Here is an 18,018-nt window from a genome sequence, read left to right on the forward strand (position 1 = left end):
TGTGTCTTACTCCGTCCGGCGCAACGTCCCCACTCGGCCGGCGGCAGGTCGTTCCGCTGTCCTGCGTGCCCGCGTACCCCGCGACACAAATGGAGAGGCCCCCGCGCCAGGGGGAGGAACGCGGGGGCCGGAGGGGATCTCCACAGGCGCTGACCGGGGGTGTGTCAGCACGTTGATTGTTACACGATCCGCGGCCGGATAGCGAGTGCTGAGGGGCAAAAAGCCCCCCGACCTGTCACTTTCCCGTTCCCGGGGGTTCACTTGGCAACTGTGCCCGATTGGCGGCTCAAGTCGACGCAGCGTGCCCGGAGGTTCACTCTCCGGGGGGCTGTGGCTTCGATCGGCCGCTCGCTAGCCTCGCGGCGAAGTGATCCAGGAGCCCCTTTGGAGGAGCCATGAGCGGGTCGGTGGAGGTTCGGGAGTTCCTCCTTCGCTATGAGGGAGAGAGCCAGACCGGGTACGGCAACCTGCCCGCGCAGCGCGCCGGGCAGGGAGACACCGAGCGTGTTTCCGATGACCAGGTCCGCAGGGCGCGGCTCGCCGTGGCTCGCGGGGCACTGAGCGTCGAGGACTGCGCGAAGTTGCTCGACATGCTCGGCCTTACCCCGGAAAAGGACGGCAAGGCGCCGGTCCAGCGGTGAGTCGCGGGGCGAGCATGAAATTGCCCAGATGCACACCCCCTGGTCGTGCACCTGGGCAACCCGACAGCCAAATTACTGGTCCAGACCGACAAGAGGCAATCGATTGCCTCCCTGGCCACGTTCGGGCTGGAAGGTCTTTCGCTTTCGCTAACGTCGCGGCAGCTCTTCCGCAACACCGTTGTCGATCAACTCGAGGTGTGAACATGCTTGACCCGCATCGCGCCCTTCGTGGAGCGGAGGCCGCTGTTCGTCGAGGTCAACGACTTGGCGGCCGGAAGTGGAACCCGCGTGGAAAGGGCTTGAGGCGGTGTCCTAAACTTGTAGTCGCTCCCAGGGGGACCTGAGAGCACGGTCGATCGGTTCCCACCGAACCGACTGGGCTCCCATCGTCTAGCGGCCTAGGACTCCGCCCTTTCAAGGCGGCAACGCGGGTTCGAATCCCGTTGGGAGTACGCTGTAACTGAATATGGCCCTGTGGCGCAGTTGGTTAGCGCGTCGCCCTGTCACGGCGAAGGTCGCGGGTTCGAGTCCCGTCAGGGTCGCCATGCGTTCGGTTTCGTACCGGCGTTTCGGCCAGGTAGCTCAGTTGGTACGAGCGTCCGCCTGAAAAGCGGAAGGTCGCCGGTTCGACCCCGGCCCTGGCCACACCCCATACCAGCGCAAACAGCCTCCGCCGATCACAGCGGGGGCTGTTTCGCATCCGGCCTCGTTGCAGTCTTGGTTGCAGTTGGCCTCGATTACGTGCCGGTCAGGACTCCCACAAGTAGCCGTTCAGCCGGTCCGCGATGTCCCGCCGGAGCGCTCCCGTGATGTGCTGGTACCGCTTAGCCATCGCGGTGTTGGACCATCCCATGAACTCCATGACAGCCCGCTCAGGGACGCCGAGCACAAGCAGCACGGTCGCGGCCGTATGGCGCGCGTCGTGCAACCGGGCCTCCCTCACCCCGGCCTCTTCGAGCAACGCCTTCCACTCGTCGAGGTCGCGTCGCGGGTCCAGCGGCTTTCCGTTCGGCTGCGCGAACATCCAGTCGCCCTCGTGCCACTCCGACCCGGCCAGCTCGCGCTCCTTGGCCTGCTTCTCCTCGTGCGCAATCAGGAGGTCATACAGGCGATCAGGCAGCACGATCCCTCGCTTGCCAGCATGGGACTTCACGTCCACCTCGACCAGGCCGCCACCGTGGCGCTTCGGACACCACCGCGCGTGACTCATGCAGTCCGGCGGACACGGGGGTGGACACGGCTTGCGCTGGTGCCGCTTGCAGTCCTCCTTGCACGGATTCGCTTTGTGGTATTTCGCACCGCACTTGTGCGGGTTGTCGCATCCGTGCTTCCAGGTCTGCCGCTGCAATTGCTTCGCGATGCGGAGAGCCTTGTGCTTCCTGTCCAGGCGTGACCACTTCAGGCCGATCGTTTCGCCCTGCCGTGTTCCGAGCGTCAAGGCAAGCACGAAACGGACGCCGTTTCGCCACGACAATGCCGTTACGAGAAGCTGACCTATCTCGTCTGCCTCGAATGGCTCGATCTCCGCTTCTTCGAGCCGTGGCGGCTTCGCCAGCTCAACCGGATTCCGAACGGTGTGCCCGCGCCGCAATGCCTCACCAAACGCGGTGCGGGCCGTCCGATGTACCTGATGTGCCGTCCCCGCCTTGAGTCCAGAAGTCAACATCTTCGCGTACAGCTTCTCGAAGTGTTCCGGCTCGATCCTGTCAACCCGATGCGCTCCCAAATTCGGGATTAGGTGCCGGTACACAGCGGTCCGGTACGCGTTCGCGGCTTTGTGGCGAACGGATGGTGCCGCGATGTTCTCGAACCAGTGCGTGAGCCACTTCTCTACGGTCCATGCACGGCCAGGCTTCTTGACCTTTCCTGAATCGCGCTGCTTCTCGAGCTCGCGTACGGCGTCGATCACTTCGGCTTCGGTTCTGCGCTGGAGGTGGCGGCGGTCGGGTTTGCCGTCGTCGCGGGTGCCCATCGTGACCCAGCCGTGCCACTTGCCGTCGCTGCCTTGGTAGATCGAACTGGCTCCGTTGGGGCGTCGGGTGCCCTCGGATCGCTTCTTGCGTGGCATGTGTCGTGTCCCCCTGGGTGTTCAGGCTGCGGTGTGCTGGGTCTTGGTGAGTTGCTGGACGTAGGTGGTGAGGGCGTCGGCGGGTACGCGGCGGAGGTGGCCTATGCGGACGGTGGTGATGTGTCCGGCTTTGATGAGGGCGTACATGGTGGTTCGGCCGATGGACAGTTGCTGGGCGGCTTCCTCGACGGTCAGGAGCACTCGCCCGCGGTTCGGGGTGGTTGTCGGGTTGGTGTGGGGGGTGTGCATCTGCTGCGGCTCCCGTGGTTCGCGGTGGTGTGGGGTCGCGGAGATGGCATGGCGTGCTCCTTGTCGTGGGGTTGGTGTGAGGGTTGGGCGGTAGTGAGTGCGTAGTGACTGGGCCAGTGAGTGGCGCGGGTGGGAGTGGATATTCACTTGCCCGCTCACTAGGCCCGGTCACTAGGGATGTCCTGCTGAAACAGGCAGGAAGTGAGTCAGTGACCGGAGTGAGTCACCGCCGGTGTGGGGCCGGTTCTGGGCGGGTACGGGGGTGGCTTCGGTTCGACTCACTCCCGTGTCTTCGGAGTCACTGGCTGCGTGGTCGGGCGTGGTGAGTTAGCTCGGGCCTTGACGGTCGCCACCCCCCGTATTCGCCGTGTCAGGTATGGCTGGCGGCGGGGGCTAACTGGGCTCACTGGCTAACTTCGTGCTGGTCAGCGTGGGTTAGCCCCGGTCCGGGCGGCGAGTTAGGAACCTAACTCGCCGGTGCCGGCTCACTCGCGGCCTCACCGCCCGTTGACCGGTCGGTCCGGTGCCCTGTGTGGCGGTGGCCGGGCCGTGTCGCGGGTGTGGGCACGGTAGGCAGGCGGAGGGAATCGGCGAGGGAGTCGCCGGGGATGGAGGGAATTTTCCCTCACCGCCTCCCTTGGCCGCTTCCCTCGGGTTGACGTGCGGAAAGGCTGTTGGAGGGAGGCAGGGAGGCAAGGGAATCCGACCCGCTGAGACCTGCTGTGAGCGGCTTTCGCGGCAGGAGGGGTGATTCCCTCCCTCGACGCACCGGCGGGTGGGGAGGGAGGCCGCCCGCGATGTCCAACAACCCCGGTTCGAGGCTGTCTGCCATGGCTGTGACGGTGACTCCCCAGCCTCCCCAAGGTCGGTTTGGGCAGCTCAGCGGGGGGAGGACAGGCGGGGAGGGTGTTGGGGAGAACTCCCCGCCTCCCTACGGCCTCCCGCGCCGCCTCCCCACCGGTCCCCTGCCACAGAGAGTGACAGAGGTGGGTGGCCAGTAGCGCCACGTTGGTCCAGTGGCGCCAGTGGCGCCATGGCTCGGGGGTGTGGCGCGACTGGCGCCACTGTGGCGGGACTGTGGTCATGGCAGGCTCCAGAAGGTCCGGCGTGGGAAGCCCTCGGCTTGGGCGGTTACTTTGAGTGACCTTCGAGCGCGTTCGATGGTGCGTTCGGAGAACCCGGCCGTGCGGCCTGCTTTCTTGGCGTCGGCCGATGCTGCGGTACCGCCATTGGCGGTGAGGTAGTCGGAAAGCCAGCCCTCGGCGGCATCACGTTCGGTGCGATCGTCGCCGCCGTTGTCGGCGTCGTTGAGTAGTGCCTCTACGTGGGTGTCGGTCTCGCCGGTGATGGTGAGTCGGCCCCATTCGGCGGGGCCTTCCTCGGTGTCGAGGGTGATCGACTCGACCACGTAGCGCAGGGATGGCAGGTCGAGTCGCCCGAGGTTGTTCTTGGCCTGTGAGATCACGCAGGAGCCGTCGTCGGCGCTGGTGTCGCGGGCGAAGGCGATTGCGGCACGGGCGACGGCGGAGAATGCCCGTGAGCCGGTGATGCGGGAGAGCACGTCCGTCCCGGTGGCTTTGTTGAAGTGGGCGAGGCCGAAGATCGTGCAGCCGGACGCATCCGCCAGCCGTGCCAGTGGTTCCAGTGCGCCGCGTAGCTCCCGGTCCTGGTTGACGTTGATCCGGGCGTCCACGGCGGAGATGAGCGGGTCCACGATTAGCAGGGCGACCTCGTGCGCGGTGATCTCGGTAGCGAGGTCGTCGCAGTCACGCGGAAGTGACAGCGGGACCGTGGTTCCGGTCGCGTGCTCGACTTCGACCCGGTAGACCCGTTGCATGTCGGCCCCGGCCACGATGAGCCGTCCCGCGAGGGTGCGTTCCCAAGAGTCCTCAGTTGCCGCGTAGATCACGCTCATTGGGCGACCGTGGTAGACGCCGGGGAGTTCGCCGTGAGTGACCCGTGCGGCCAGCCACGAACAGAACAGGGACTTGCCGATGCCTTCCCGGCCCGGTCCGAGGGTGAGCGCACCGTGCGGCATGCGGCCGTCCCACAGCCAGTACGTCGGGCGTAGTCGCACACTGGCCGCCGGGGTGAGCCGGACCCGTCGCGACCCGTCCGCAGGTTCTCGGTTCCGGGCGGTGCTGGGGTTCTTCCCATGCAGGTCGGCGGGTTCGGGAAGAACCTCGGATGAAGGTTCGGGAAGAACGTCGGTAGAGGGTTCGCCGGTGGGTTGTTCACGGGGCGCGTTCACCGGGCGAAGGTGTCGTTCGCCTGGCTGTGGGGCGGTCAAATCCAGACTCCTCACCAGAGGGGATGGGTGTTCGTGAACGGGTGTGTCGTCGAGTCGAGTCGACCCCTCGACTGCCTCGACTTTCGCTGGTCAGCGCGAGCGATCGAGGCGGCCCGATCGAGGCCGGTTTCGCCTGGTTTTTTGCTGTGCGCTGCCTCGGATGGGTTGGCTGTGACACTTGGGTGTGGGTGTCTCCGTCCCCTGGCTGTGGGCGGGTTGTGCCGTCACGTGCGTGGGGGTGTTGAGCGGCGTTGGGGGCTGGGGAAGTGTCACAAGTGTCATCGGGGCAGGTCAGAGGCCATGGGCAAGTGTCACGGGGGCTGTGACACTTGCTCGATGTGTCGCAGGGGGTGTGACACTTGCTCGCGGTTACGGTGTGTAGTGGATTGTGGGTAGGGGCTACGGGGCGAGTACCCGGGGAGGGAGTCGCGTGGGGGGTGTCTTCGTGTGGTTGTGATGGGGGTGTTGGCGGGTGTGGCTCCGTTCGTTGTGACCCCGATCGGTGCGGGCGTGCGTGGCTCCGTTCGTTGTGACCCCGATCGGTGCGCCTGCCGGTCGAGGTCGATTTCCGCAGGTCCATTGCTGTGGGTCGCTCCGATCGACCCCGGTTGGGGTGCTTGCCGTTCGCGGCCGGGTGGGTGGCATGTCCCCCAGCATCGGCGGCTGCGGCGGTTCACGGCAGGGCGCACAGGGGGGCGCATTGGAGCGCGAGGGGGGCACACGGCGTCGGCTGTGTGCCCCCTGCGGAGGTGCTACCCGGCCGCTGTCGCCAACGCGCGCCGATCGGACGCCGGGCGGGTCCGGGGTGTCGGGACCAACGCCGGAGCGAACGCGCGGCGAACGGCCTGGCGCATGGCGTTGGTGAACTCGTGCATCACCGTGCCCGGCTCCAGCGCGCACATTCGCGCGTAGGCCTCGTTGATCTGGTCCAGGCCAGCGTTGATGACCTGATCGGCGACCATCTCGCGCACAAACTCCAGGTCGTCCAGCTCGTCGGCCTCCAGGCCGATCTCGGCTGCCCGGAACAGGGCCGCGACCATGTCATCCTCGCTCAACCGCAGCGGCGCGCTGAACGCCACCGTGCGCGGTCCCCCGTCGTACTGGGCAGCCTGGACTCGCACCGTCTGCGGACCGAATCGGGCCGTGGTCATGATCTTCGCCATCTCAGGCCACCTCCCCAGCCTGCTCGCCCTCAGCGTCCGCAGCCGAGGCACCCTCGACCACGTAGGACTGATACGCCGCCTCCGAACACGCATTGACGTAGGCGTTCGCGGCCGCGCCCGTGACGCGCAAGGTGGCCTTGCCCAGCTTCAGCGCGTCCAGCTTCCCGGCCTCAATGGCCCGGTAGATCGTCGTAGCCGAGACGTCCAGCGCCTCTGCCACTGCCTTCACCCGGTACATCCGGTTAGGCTCGAACTGCATCGATGCTCCCAAGGTTTCGATGTCCGCCCCGGCCGGTGTGCCAGCACCGGTCGGGGCTTTCTGCCGTGTCGGGGGAGTCAGTGACTCGCGCGACGACTGCAACACTAGAGAAAACAGCCAACATAGACAACCTAGGTAAGCTGTTATCACCTAGATGGGTTAGTTGCCTGTGTGGCGTATCCTGCTGGTCGTGGACAGCCTCGACCCTGACGACGTACGACCGCCGTATCTCCAGGTCGCTTCCGCGATCCGGGGCGACATTGAGGACGGCAGCTACAAGCTGGGAGACAAGCTTCCGCCTCACCAGGCCATCGCGGAGCAGTACGGCGTTTCGGTCGGCACCGTGAAACGTGCGTACGGTCTGCTCCAGCAAGAGCGCTTGATCATCACTCGCCAAGGACAGGGTTCGTTCGTCCGATCGAAACCGGCTCAAGAGGAAGCGGCAGGGGAGACCGGCGACCTCGCCGAGGTCTACTCGCAACTGGCCTCCATTCGCCGCCGCCTGGATGTCCTTGAGCGCGAGCTGCGGGAAGTCAAGGCGCGCTAGCCGCCCACCTGACGCAAGAAGGTCACAACGCCGTCGAGCCAGCTCAGCAGTGTCTTCACCCAGCTCGCGGCGTCGGCTGGGTATTTCGCGACGACTACCAAGAGCGCCAGGACCACTACGGTGCCGATCACCTTTTTCAGCGGGCTGGTGCTGGTCTGAAGTCCGGGAAACGTCTGCTTGGCCATCGTTGCTCCCTCCGTCGCAATCGTTGCTGGCTGCGCCGTGCTTGCTCATGTCTCCAGCGTGCTGCCAGCCAGCGCGGGTGAGAACTGTCCAGAAACCCCCTCAGCGCTGAACTTCTGCCGAACCAGCGGCACTGAACCTCCGCTGAACTTCGCGGCTGTCAGGGCGCGATCGAGGCCACTCAGATGGGAGGCTGACGGCATGCAACTGAACGGTGTCGAACCGGACCCCGACCAGATCAAGGCCCTTGCGTTGACCAACTACGGCCACTTCACGTCGATGTTGGTCGAGCGTGGCGAGGTGCGCGGGCTGTCACTCCACATGCAACGGTTGGCGAGGGACTGCCGCCAACTGTTCGACGTCGAACTGGACACCGAGCGAGTGCGCGGTTACGTGCGCCATGCTCTCGGCAGCGACGCTCGACGCACCGTTGTACGGGTCACCGTGTACGACCCCGCACTCGGCCTGGGCAACATCGGGGCGGACGCTGACCCGCACATACTCGTAACCACGAGACCTGCCCCGGATGCCGCTTCTCCGCCGCTGCGTCTCCAAGCAGCGTCCTACCGTCGTGAGATGCCGTCTGTGAAGCACATCGGCCTGTTCGGCGCCCTGAAGCATCGGCGCGACGCGCAGCGTGAAGGCTACGACGACGTCCTCTTCGTCAACCCCGATGGCACGATCTCGGAAATCGCCACGTCGAACATCGGGTTCATTCGCGACGGGCAAGTCGTTTGGCCCCGTTCGGAGTGGCTCGCCGGAACCACGATGAACCTGATCAACCGGGCACTTGACGAGCCGGTAGCGACGGAGCCCTTGACCCTGTCGCACCTGGGTGGCATGGAAGCTGCGTTCGCTACCAATGCCGCGACCGGCGTCCGGCCGGTCGCCGCAGTTGACAGCACGGAATGGCCAACCACTCACAAGATCCTTGACGAGCTGCGCGAGCTGTACGCGGACATCCCCGGCGAAACCGTGTAGTCCGGCGGACACGGTCCGCTACGCTCCCCTCGCGGGATGTATCACCTTGGGGGTAGCGAGTGGCGACGGTCGAACGGTGGACCGGCATCGAGGTACGTGCACTTCGCGAGGCGAAGCGGATGAGCATCCGCGAGTTCGCCGCACACCTGGGCGTCAGCGAGCGCATGATCTCCAAGTGGGAAGCCGGTCGGGAGAACATACGTCCCCGGCCGGTCAACCAGGCCGCGCTCGACACCTGCCTGACACGGTCGGACGCGGACACCCGTGCCCGGTTCGCGCACCTCGTCGGCGATTCGCTCGTTTCGGATGCTCAACCCGACCTGCATCCCGAGCCCATCGGTTCCGACCGGATCAAGCATCCTCGCGACGGCAGCGACATGGTCAAGGTGGAGGGGAGCGTTTTCCTGTCCGGTCCCAGCAACGAACCGGTCTGGGTGCCTGAGTTCTACCTTGACGCTCATCTCGTGAGCAATGCTCAGTACGCGCAGTTCCTCGCTGCCACAGGGCGGACACCGCCGCAACGGTGGGAGAACGGCCGCTACCCCGAGGGGCTCGCTGACCATCCGGTCGTGTTCGTGACCTGGTATGACGCTGCCGCATACGCGGAATGGGCAGGCAAGACGCTACCGACCAGCCAGCAGTGGGAGAAGGCGGCCCGCGGCACGCGAGGCAACGTGTATCCCTGGGGTGACCAGCCAACCCCGGCGAAGTGCAACGTCCGAGAGAACGGCGTCGGTTCCACAACCCCCGTGGACTGCTACCAGAGCGGTATCAGCCCGTACGGGGTCTACGACATGTGCGGCAACGTCTGGGAGTGGTGCTCGACCGAGACTCGGCACGGCCGGTACGAGCTGAAGGGCGGAGCGTGGACAAGCCTGTTCGACCGTGCCACGCCGTCGTCGTTCAACGACGCGGCCGCGACCATGTGCGACGACGACACCGGCTTTCGGTGCGCGACATCGGTGGAAGCGCTCGACACCCTGCTGAGTGACCGTCACGGGCGGTAAGGGCTGCTGGAACACTGGGGGGCGCGTGGCTCCTGACGGTCAGCAGAGAGCGACTGAGCGGCTCATTCCTGATTTGCTGCGCGTTGCAGTCCGCGTTGCAGTTCAAGCCCGTTCAGACTGCCCCAACTGTTCCAGCCAGCGTGTTTTCCGCAGGTCGCGGTACCGGTCGGACGTGGCTGAACGGTCATCCCGAGAGCTGAAAAGCGGAAGGTCGCCGGTTCGACCCCGGCCCTGGCCACACCATCTGACAACCGTCCTGGCTCTGTTCAGGACGGTTCATCGGTTTTGTGTGTCGATCGTGACGTCGCTGGGTTGCCCGCGACTGAGGCGGGCCTTCGTGCTCAACCTTCGGCCGCGTCGTCCGGTCCGGTGTGGGTGTGCATCCGAGCGGCCATGTCGTTCCAGAACTGCCGCAGATCTCGCCGCTTCGTGTGTTGCCAGGGGGCGCGGTGTCGGCGGAACGGATGCCGCCACCCTCTTTCCCTGAAGCCTGAACTCACCGCGGTCGCCTGCCTGCGGCAGAACGCTTCACCAAGTTCACGCAGGTCTCGGGCCCCGCGCGGCGGGTAGGGGCACAACTCGAATGAGCAGCCGTCCACACATCTGGAACCCGGTCGACTTGGGCCCTGCTTGGCCACGCTGAGCAGCGGGTCCAGCGGCCTGCGATCGCCGTCGAGGCATGGCGGAAGTTCGGGCTGATTGACGCGCTCGAGGTAACGATCGCGTTCTCGCGGGGTCTCGCCCCGCTCGCTGAGGTTCAGCAGCAACAGCACGTCGCCGACGAGTTGCTGGGCTTCGGGCCGCAGCGCGCTCCAGCCGGTGGAGGGTGGTATCCACAGGCTGTGGATCCGGTGCCGGGTCGGGTCGCCCGTCGCCGACCCGATCCTGTTCACCACACCTACCTCGTCGATCCAGATGAACTGTTCCGGCTTGCGTGTCCGCAACGCCGACTCCGCGAGATTGGCTGCTTCCAGCACGAAGGGATGCAGGCGGCCTGCCGAGCCGATACTGGCGAGGTCGAGCCACTGATCGACGCGGTTGCGTGGCGACTTGTCCTGCCATTGCGCAGTGTTGTCACCGGTGGCGACCTCCTCGTCGGGAAGTGCCCACAGCGTGAGCGCATGGATAAGGGTGAGCTGGGTGAACCATGACCTCGCACACCTGAGCATCTGCTCGGCTTGGCCGATCAGGATGTCCCGTGCCTCCGTGGAGCTGGCCGGATGGCGCACTCGCCGGTTCGCCGCCGCTTTGAAGCCGCGGGCCAAAGCTCGCTCGACCGACAGCGGCAACCGGTCACGGTGTCCGTCCTCCCGCCTGTCCGGGTTGATGCCCTCGCACCAGCTGTGTAGCCAGCGCTTGACGTTCTCGCGATGCTCGGATTGGGCAACCGACCCCAGCAACAGCGGAGTCACCTGTGCGGCGAGTACGACCTCCCGCCAGAGGTCCCATGCGTTGCCGGGTGGTTGCCGCGGTGGGCCTTTCGTCACCGGAACCTTCCTCACGCCTTCACGTCGTGCTCCGGCGGCCGTTCCCTTCGTTGCTACCCGTTCTTGCGCGACGACCCGATCCGCCTCCCGGATCTCGATGTCTTCGGTGTCTTGCTGCCGGATCTTGTACCTGGTCCACGGGTCCTTCAGTTCGTCGTAGAGCGCGACGTGTGCGGTGTCTCCTCCCGCTCCGAGCTCTTCCACGATCGCTATCCGGACGCGGTAGGACTCCTCCTGCAGTCCTATCTCGCGGAGGCGTTCGTAGGCAGGCAGGTGGAGGTTCACGCTTACCGCGTTGTCCGGGTGGGAACGGTCGGCTTCCCATTGCTCCCCGAGACTGCGCAGCACTTCGCCGAATCGGTGCACCAACTGAAGCTTGGCCTCCTCAAGGCCTTTGGTGTCGTCCGACCGTATTTCTCTCCATTTCTTGGCAAGCTCCGCGGCGAGTTCGTGGTGTAGGCAGAGCCCGCCGCAACCGGAACCGGCGAGGGTTCGCGTGGCCGGGTGAGAGTTGGCTTGCCTGTGCCGTCGCACGACGTGGGCGGCGTCGATCTCCAGCGCGGTCCCGTAGAGGTCGAGGACCTTCTCTCCCTTGCGTCGATCCGATCTGTTCCCGTTGCCCATGAGATCCTGAGCGGCTCTCTGGAGTTCCTTCACCAACTTGGCTTCGGACTGGGCGTCATCGTCGGTCCGCGCGTGCTGCCCGTCGCGCTGTATCGTCGCGTCGAGGTCATTGCGGGACAGGAAAACCAGCGCGGTCAGCAACTCCGGACCCGGCCCGGTGGAGTTCCGGATCGCCGGGGAGACAATCTGTCCCACATCTTCCTTCGGCAGATCCTCCATGAACCGCGCGCCCAGGTAAGCCTGCATCAGGCTGTGCTGAAACCTGACTCGCTCGCCGTGGGCTTCCACAAGGCCCAGTTGCTCGGCCCAGATGGCCGCGAGCGGGAGGTCGATGCCGAAATGGTCCGGCCCGGCCCGGCCGCTCAGCTCGTCCAGTTTCCGACTCAATCGCTGCGCTATGGACCAGTGGGTCTGGCCGTGGTCGGTTCGCGGTGGTCGATGATGGAAGCTGAGCAAGGCATCCCAGCCCCTGCCGGCCTCGCCACCGGGCGTGTCGGTGGTGGCGAACTGCGCGACGGCCATGTCGACCCCCTCCGTCTCCCGGTTGTCGGGCAGCGCGGTGTCGAGTTCGCCGAACGGCACCTCGACGGTGTCCAGCCGCAGACCGATGCAGGCCAGAGCGGAGACCTGGAGTATCGCGGCCTCACGTTCGAAGCGGGTCAGCGCGGGCTTCTCCTGGATTTCTCCCTCGATCACCGCGTCGACCCAGGTCTTCATCAGCCGCCTGCGTAACGCGGGACGGTCGACGGATCGGGTGTCGAGTTTGCCCTTAGCGGTCCTGCCCAGCACGTGCTGCAGCATCCGCTTCCGGGAGAGCTCCTTGGTGATCCGGAGGTAGAGGGGCATGTCGGTAACCCGGCCTCGCTCCACCACCCAATCCAGGCGGTGCTCCTCCTCGGGGTCGTAGTGCTGCTGCACGTACGCCAGTGCCGCTTCCTCGCTCAACGGCTCCAGCTCGACGACTGCCGCCTCCACCGACTCCAGCGGGGCGTGTGGCCGGGTGGCGATGATCAGCGGAAGCCGGTCCTTGCCGGCGTCCCGGATGGCGTTGCGGATCAGGTTGTCGCGGTCCTTTTCCTTCTTCCCGTCGGCGAACACTTCCTCGAGCCCGTCGGCCAGCACGACGATCCGGTTCTCCTTGCGCAACCAGCGCCATGCCTCCTCGGCAATACGTGTCTTGACAAGCCAACTCTCGAGCATGGCCTCGTCAACCTCGCGGCAGAAGCGTTTCCGTGCCAACTCGCTGAAGTCGAGTTCGGTGCCGTCGCCCAGATCGCGTAGCCGGAGAGGAACGGGTACCGCACGGTTCTTGGCGAGCAGTTTCGTGAGCCGCACGATTACGGCCGTCTTGCCAGCACCCGGGCCTCCGACGAGGAGGTGCGGTCGCCGCTCGTTGGGGTCGCGCAGGTTCTCCTTGAGTACGTAGCACATCTGGTCCCTGCCGACGACGTCCTGGATGATGCTGCCCTTCGCGGTCGGGACGAACTCGCGGGTGTTCTTCACGGCCCGTTTGGTGAAGGCGCGCTTGGCCAGCCGTAGCCGAAGCAGGAGCAAACCGGCCAGCCCGACAGCCAACGGCAGGAGGACATAGATGATGGCTTCGTACCGATCGATCCAGGGCTGCACCCCGCCTGGCTTTTGCGGCACCGCAGGCCAGACGAGCAGGAAGGCATAGGCGAGCAGGCCTGCGACGGCCAGCCAGGAAAGGATCCTGGTCCGCCAGCGGCGCGGCCACCGCCAGATGTTTGCGAACCTGCCGAAGAACCCTGGGGTCGCGACCGACTCCAGTGCTTCGCGCTCGTGGGTCACCGGCTGTCCGGCACGCTCGTTTCGTGGCATGGTTCCCACTCCAGCCGTGCTCGCCGGGTCACCTGGCCAGGAGCTACCCGGATCTCTTCTCGAAATGCCGTTCTGTGACCGCGGCAAACGTCGCTCACTCGAAAGGGTGAAAGGGGCTTCGTGGTGGCAAGGTCTGCCGACGGTGTGATCAAGTCATGGCTGATCAGCGAGACCGCATGCTGCGTGGTGAGTGGTACAAGGACGGTGACCCGGTGCTGGTGCAGGAGCGGCGCCGGTGTCAGGCGTTGCTCGACCGGTTCAACGCTACCCAAGGAGACGGGGGCGGAGCAGGAACGGCAGGGAATCCTCGCGGAGCTGCTCGGCGAGATCGGTGCGGGCTCGTGGATCATGCCGCGACTACAGTGCGACTACGGCTACCTCGTGCGGATTGGTGCCAACAGCTTCCTCAACTACGACGCCGTTCTGCTCGACTGCGCGCCCATCACCATTGGCGATGACGTGTCGGTCGGGCCAAGGGCCCAGTTCCTGACCGCGTTGCGTCCGATGGACGAGCACGAACTCCGTCGCCGACGGTGGGAGCGTGCCGAGCCGATCAGCGTTGGTGACAACGTGTGGTTCGGCGGAGGGGTCATCGTATGCGCAGGCGTAACGGCCGGCGCCAACACCGTGGTGGGTACGGGAAGTGTCGTGACACGGGATCTCCCGCCCGGGGTGTTCGCGGCGGGCAACCCTGCGCGGGTGGTGCGCCAGCTGAATCGTTGAGGAAAGCCCGGCTCACAGTTCCCATATCTCGGTGGGCCTGCTCATGCGTGCGGCCACAGACTTGACCTCCTCGGCGGCGTGGGTCTCGTCCACGTCGCCCGACACGAACACCACGGCTACCGCGGCGGCCGAGCCGTGCCCCAGCCGGACGGGCGCGGCGATCTCGGTGAGCCCGGCGTGCACCTCGCCCACCGTGCGTACGTAGCCGGTCTGCCGAGCCCACGTCACCTCGGGTCTTTCGTCCGCTCGCGCGGGCTGCGCCGACAGGATCGCCAGCCCACACGCGCCTCGGTCCATGGGCGAGCGTGCGCCCGGACGGTAGGCGATCGCCGTCCGGTGCCGAGCCGGTTCCACCGTCACCAGCGCCACTACCTCGCGTCCCTGTGGCACCGCCAGGAACGCCGTTGCCGAAACGGTATTCGCGAGCTGGCCGAGCTGGTCCTGCAACTCGGCCTGCGCTTCGCCGAGCACCGTGCGCGACAGCACCAGCAGTCCGAGTCCCAATGTGTAGCGCCCCTCGGCGGTGCGGCTGACGAGCTGGCGATCCTCCAGAGTTCGCAGGATGCGGTAAACGATCGAGCGGTGCAGCCCCGAGGCGGTGGCCAGCTCCTGACTCGATCGCGGCTGCCCGTCCGCGAGGAGGTCGAGTACGTCGAGGGCGCGGTCGAGCGTCTGCGAGCGCACGCTCGCTCTGGACGATGTTGCCTCGCTCACAATCTCCAAGCTACCTTTGCTCGTATATAGAGCTGTCCGGTGAGTAATCTGCTCGCTATGCGATTCTTGCGGAGGAGCGCTGTGAGGACGAAGTCCCCGCTGCACCGCTCGACCGTCGACCCTATCCACTTTCGCCGCACCATGGGCAGGTTCACCAGCGGAGTCACCGTGGTCACGACCGTTGCCGAGGGTGACGTCCACGGCATGACCGCCAACGGCTTTCTCTCTGTCTCGCTCGACCCGCCGCTCGTGCTGGTCTCAGTGAGCAAGACGTCTCGGATGGCGAGCCTGCTGGAACGGACCGGGCATTACGGCGTGAGCATCCTGACCGAGCAGCAACGCCCGCACTCGCGGCACTTCGCCGGTAACCCGGTACCCGGCTTACAGCCTGAGTTCGATCTAGTCGACGGGTCCGCGTTCCTGCGCGGCTCGATGGCCCAGATCGGCTGCGACGTGGTGGACACCCATGACGCTGGTGATCACCTGCTGTACGTCGGCCATGTCAAACACCTCGACTACAGCGACGCGACTCCACTGGTGTTCTTCACCGGCGACTACCGGGCACTGGACAGCGACGCCGACAACCTCTACACACACTGAACTGGGACAAGGAGCCACTAATGGAAGGGATCGGGATCGTAGGCGCGGGCGTCGCAGGGTTGCATCTGGGCCTGCTGTTGCGCGGGCACGGCGTGCCCGTGACGATCTACAGCGATCGCACGGCAGAGCAGTTGGCCGGTGGTCGGATTCCTAATACCGTCGCCCACCACCATGCCACCGTCGAGCGGGAGCGACTGCTCGGCGTGGATCACTGGGACATCGAGGAGTACGGGTACTTCGGCCACCACCACTACATCGGCGGGCCGCAGCCGCTCCGCTTCCCTGGCTTTTTCGCCGCGCCGTCCCGTGCCCTCGACTACCGGATCTACCTACCCAGACTGCTTTCGGATTTCGTCGAGCGTGGCGGCGAGTTCGAAGTGCGTCCGGTGCAGGCGGTCGACGTGGAGGAACTGTCGCAGCGGCACGACCTGGTGGTGATAGCCACCGGCCGAGGCAGCATGGGCGCGATGTTCCCGCGCAGGGCTGACAAGTCTCCGTACGACACGCCGCAGCGCAAGCTGTGCGGCGGTCTCTACGAAGGGGTGGCGCACTCCGAACCGAAGGGCGTCACGATGAGTATCTCGCCTGGGCACGGTGAGTTGCTCGCGATCCCGATGTACTCCTTCGCGGGCCACGTCACCGCGTTGCTGTTCGAGGCGGTTCCCGGCGGCGAGTTCGAGGTGCTGACCGCGACCAGGTACGACGACGACCCAGCCACGTTCGAGAAGCTGGTGCTCAAGACCATTTCGGAGCACCACCCGACGATCTTCGAGCGGATCGACCCCGCCGCCTTCCGGTTGACCGGGCCGCAGGACCTGCTCCAGGGTGCCGTGGTGCCCTCCGTGCGGGAGGACTACACCCGGCTGCCCAACGGGCGCTACGTCGTCGCGGTCGGTGACGTCCACACGGTGGTGGACCCGGTCATCGGCCAGGGGGCCAACTCGGCCTCGTACTCGGCATGGGAACTGGGGCAGACGATCCTGGAGGACCAGAACTTCGACGAGCGCTTCTGCAAGAAGGTGGCACGCCGCAGGGAAGATCGGGTGCATGCGGTGTCGGACTGGACGAATCTGATGATCCGTACGCCGCCGCCTCCGCACCTGCTGGAACTGCTCGGCGCGATGTCGCAGAACCAGGCCATCGCGGACACGTTCACGGACAACTTCAGCTACCCGGAGCGCCAGTGGGACATCCTGGCCACCCCCGAGCGCACCAGGAACTTCCTCACCGGTCACGGCATGAGTTGAAAGGAGACCGGGATGCACAAGATGGTCGTCCTCTACCACCCGCCCACCGATCCCGAGGTTTTCAAGCAGCATTATCTCGGTACGCATATCCCGCTGGTGGAGCAACTACCCGGCCTGCTGTCGATGCGATACACCTTCGATGTGCGGACGGCGGGCCACGAACCCGGATTCTTCGCGGTGTTCGAGGGTGAGTTCGCCGACGCCGACGCGATGCGTGCAGCGCTGGCTTCACCGCAGGGGCAGGCCGTTTCGGCCGACGTGCCCAAGTACGCGACGGGCGGGGCGATCATCCTGGACTATCCCGTCGACGGCAGCTGAGCGGCCAACCGCAGAACTCGCGGGCGAGAACGCAGAACTCGCGGGCGGGAGCGGGGGACTCGCGGGTCAGGGGGTGGTGGACTCCCTGACCACCAGTTCAGGTTTGAACATGACCTGTTGGTGTGCGTGGGTTTCGGGGTGGTCGCACTCCTCCACCAGTAGCTGTGCGGCGGCTCTGCCGATCTGTTGCGTCGGCTGGCTGATCGAGGTGAGCGGCACGGCGGCGTCGGCGGCGAACTCGATGTCGTCGTAGCCGACGATGGCAAGGTCCCTCGGCACCCGGCGGCCGGCGCTCAGCGCCGCGCGCAGCACACCGAGCGCCATCAGGTCGTTGGCGCAGAACGCCGCCGTGGTGTGGTCGCCTTCGGCGAACCTGGCGCGTGCGACCTCGTGTGCGAGGCGGGCGTTCATCGCGGGCGCCTCCACCACGTCGATCGCGCTGTCCGGGTCGAGGCCGGCCGAAGCGACGGCATGGTGCAACCCCTGCAACCGGTCGGAACACTGCCGCAGCGTGAGCGGGCCGCTGAAGTAGGTGATCCGCTCGTGGCCGAGTTCGGTGAGGTGGTTGCCCGCCAGTTGCCCGCCGATCACGTCGTCCACCGCGACCGAGCAGCAGTTCACCCTCGGGTCGTGCCGGTCGACCAGCACGGTGGGCGTGCCCCGCTTGCGCAGTGCGTCCAGCCGTTTCGAACTGACCTCGATCGGTGTGATGAGCACACCCCGTACCCGCTGCTCCTCGAGCACCTGCAGGTAGCGGTCCTCGCGTGCCGCCTGGTCGTCGGAGTCGCACAGCACCACCGCGTAGCCGAGTTCGTCGGCGACCTCTTCCACGCCCTTGGCCACGTAGTGGAAGAACGGGTTGGCCATGTCGAGCACGATGAGGCCGATCGAGCGACTTGTGCCCGCCCGCAGTTGCGCGGCTGAGGAGTTGCGCACGAACCCGAGCTCGGAGATCGCCGCCAGCACGGTTTGCCTCGTGCTTTCCGACACCCGCTCCGGGCGGTTGAGCACATTGGACACCGTTCCCACGGAGACGCCCGCCCGCTCGGCGACGTCCTTGATGCTCGGAGACATACCG

16 protein-coding genes, 3 tRNA genes and 1 pseudogene are annotated in these 18,018 nt (G+C 66.1%); 11 read left to right on the forward strand and 9 right to left on the reverse strand.

Features of this window, described 5'->3' with window-relative positions:
* Window positions 1-395: 395 nt before the first annotated feature.
* The 4 genes from FHU38_RS01120 to FHU38_RS01135 all read left to right on the forward strand — a co-directional run bounded on the left by FHU38_RS01120 (window position 396) and on the right by FHU38_RS01135 (window position 1,286).
* Window positions 396-641, forward strand: coding sequence for a hypothetical protein (locus FHU38_RS01120; RefSeq protein WP_167165667.1), 246 nt, complete (start codon window positions 396-398; stop codon window positions 639-641).
* Window positions 642-1,020: 379 nt separating this feature from the next.
* A tRNA-Glu gene (locus FHU38_RS01125) sits at window positions 1,021-1,093 on the forward strand.
* A gap of 16 nt (window positions 1,094-1,109) precedes the next feature.
* Window positions 1,110-1,186: transfer RNA gene (locus tag FHU38_RS01130), tRNA-Asp, on the forward strand.
* A 26-nt stretch (window positions 1,187-1,212) separates the two neighbouring features.
* Window positions 1,213-1,286, forward strand: a tRNA-Phe gene (locus tag FHU38_RS01135).
* A 103-nt stretch (window positions 1,287-1,389) separates the two neighbouring features.
* On the opposite strand, the gene FHU38_RS01140 is transcribed toward FHU38_RS01135, so the two are convergent.
* The 5 genes from FHU38_RS01140 to FHU38_RS01160 form a co-directional block, all read right to left on the reverse strand.
* On the reverse strand, window positions 1,390-2,709 hold the full coding sequence (locus FHU38_RS01140) for a tyrosine-type recombinase/integrase (protein ID WP_167165669.1): 1,320 nt from the start codon (window positions 2,707-2,709) through the stop codon (window positions 1,390-1,392).
* A 21-nt stretch (window positions 2,710-2,730) separates the two neighbouring features.
* A complete protein-coding gene (locus FHU38_RS01145) occupies window positions 2,731-2,958 on the reverse strand; it encodes an excisionase family DNA-binding protein (protein ID WP_167165671.1) in 228 nt (75 codons plus the stop codon).
* A 1,081-nt stretch (window positions 2,959-4,039) separates the two neighbouring features.
* Window positions 4,040-5,035, reverse strand: a complete 996-nt coding sequence (locus tag FHU38_RS01150) for an AAA family ATPase (RefSeq protein ID WP_167165673.1) — start codon at window positions 5,033-5,035, stop codon at window positions 4,040-4,042.
* 965 nt (window positions 5,036-6,000) lie between these two features.
* Complete coding sequence (locus tag FHU38_RS01155; RefSeq protein ID WP_167165675.1) at window positions 6,001-6,411, reverse strand: hypothetical protein; 411 nt, start codon at window positions 6,409-6,411, stop codon at window positions 6,001-6,003.
* 1 nt (window position 6,412) lies between these two features.
* Entirely contained in the window at window positions 6,413-6,670 is a 258-nt protein-coding gene (locus tag FHU38_RS01160) for a helix-turn-helix transcriptional regulator (protein WP_208415511.1), read from the reverse strand.
* 190 nt (window positions 6,671-6,860) lie between these two features.
* On the opposite strand from FHU38_RS01160, the gene FHU38_RS01165 reads away from it, so the two are divergent.
* Window positions 6,861-7,217, forward strand: coding sequence for a GntR family transcriptional regulator (locus FHU38_RS01165; protein WP_040926819.1), 357 nt, complete (start codon window positions 6,861-6,863; stop codon window positions 7,215-7,217).
* Here the strand turns inward: FHU38_RS01165 and FHU38_RS01170 are convergent.
* Window positions 7,214-7,402, reverse strand: a complete 189-nt coding sequence (locus FHU38_RS01170) for a hypothetical protein (RefSeq protein WP_167165677.1) — start codon at window positions 7,400-7,402, stop codon at window positions 7,214-7,216. The two genes, FHU38_RS01165 and FHU38_RS01170, sit on opposite strands and share 4 nt — an antisense overlap.
* Before the next feature lie 199 nt (window positions 7,403-7,601).
* Here FHU38_RS01170 and FHU38_RS01175 point away from each other — a divergent pair, with 199 nt between their 5' ends.
* Together FHU38_RS01175 and FHU38_RS01180 are read left to right on the forward strand one after the other, a co-directional pair.
* Complete coding sequence (locus tag FHU38_RS01175) at window positions 7,602-8,381, forward strand: aminotransferase class IV family protein (RefSeq protein ID WP_009156728.1); 780 nt, start codon at window positions 7,602-7,604, stop codon at window positions 8,379-8,381.
* 59 nt (window positions 8,382-8,440) lie between these two features.
* A complete protein-coding gene (locus tag FHU38_RS01180) occupies window positions 8,441-9,388 on the forward strand; it encodes an SUMF1/EgtB/PvdO family nonheme iron enzyme (RefSeq protein ID WP_083840990.1) in 948 nt (315 codons plus the stop codon).
* A 341-nt stretch (window positions 9,389-9,729) separates the two neighbouring features.
* On the opposite strand, the gene FHU38_RS01185 is transcribed toward FHU38_RS01180, so the two are convergent.
* The gene (locus tag FHU38_RS01185) at window positions 9,730-13,338 is read right to left on the reverse strand and encodes an NACHT domain-containing protein (RefSeq protein ID WP_167165679.1); all 3,609 of its coding nucleotides are present in this window, start codon (window positions 13,336-13,338) and stop codon (window positions 9,730-9,732) included.
* A 155-nt stretch (window positions 13,339-13,493) separates the two neighbouring features.
* Here FHU38_RS01185 and FHU38_RS27880 point away from each other — a divergent pair.
* Window positions 13,494-14,061: pseudogene (locus FHU38_RS27880) on the forward strand (sugar O-acetyltransferase).
* Between the two features lie 12 nt (window positions 14,062-14,073).
* Here FHU38_RS27880 and FHU38_RS01195 read toward each other — a convergent pair.
* Entirely contained in the window at window positions 14,074-14,775 is a 702-nt protein-coding gene (locus tag FHU38_RS01195) for an IclR family transcriptional regulator (RefSeq protein WP_313886631.1), read from the reverse strand.
* 81 nt (window positions 14,776-14,856) lie between these two features.
* On the opposite strand from FHU38_RS01195, the gene FHU38_RS01200 reads away from it, so the two are divergent.
* From FHU38_RS01200 to FHU38_RS01210, 3 genes are read left to right on the forward strand one after another with little or no spacing between them, the layout of a single operon-like run.
* The gene (locus tag FHU38_RS01200) at window positions 14,857-15,375 is read left to right on the forward strand and encodes a flavin reductase family protein (RefSeq protein WP_313886632.1); all 519 of its coding nucleotides are present in this window, start codon (window positions 14,857-14,859) and stop codon (window positions 15,373-15,375) included.
* 20 nt (window positions 15,376-15,395) lie between these two features.
* Window positions 15,396-16,622 (forward strand): styrene monooxygenase subunit StyA, encoded by a 1,227-nt coding sequence (gene styA, locus FHU38_RS01205; protein WP_167165683.1) that lies wholly within the window; start codon window positions 15,396-15,398, stop codon window positions 16,620-16,622.
* A 12-nt stretch (window positions 16,623-16,634) separates the two neighbouring features.
* Window positions 16,635-16,940, forward strand: coding sequence for an EthD family reductase (locus FHU38_RS01210; protein ID WP_167165685.1), 306 nt, complete (start codon window positions 16,635-16,637; stop codon window positions 16,938-16,940).
* A 66-nt stretch (window positions 16,941-17,006) separates the two neighbouring features.
* Here the strand turns inward: FHU38_RS01210 and FHU38_RS01215 are convergent, their stop codons facing one another.
* On the reverse strand, window positions 17,007-18,014 hold the full coding sequence (locus FHU38_RS01215) for a LacI family DNA-binding transcriptional regulator (RefSeq protein WP_167165687.1): 1,008 nt from the start codon (window positions 18,012-18,014) through the stop codon (window positions 17,007-17,009).
* Between the last annotated feature and the right edge of the window lie 4 nt (window positions 18,015-18,018).

The organism is Saccharomonospora amisosensis, from assembly GCF_011761185.1.
Classification (GTDB): domain Bacteria; phylum Actinomycetota; class Actinomycetes; order Mycobacteriales; family Pseudonocardiaceae; genus Saccharomonospora_A; species Saccharomonospora_A amisosensis.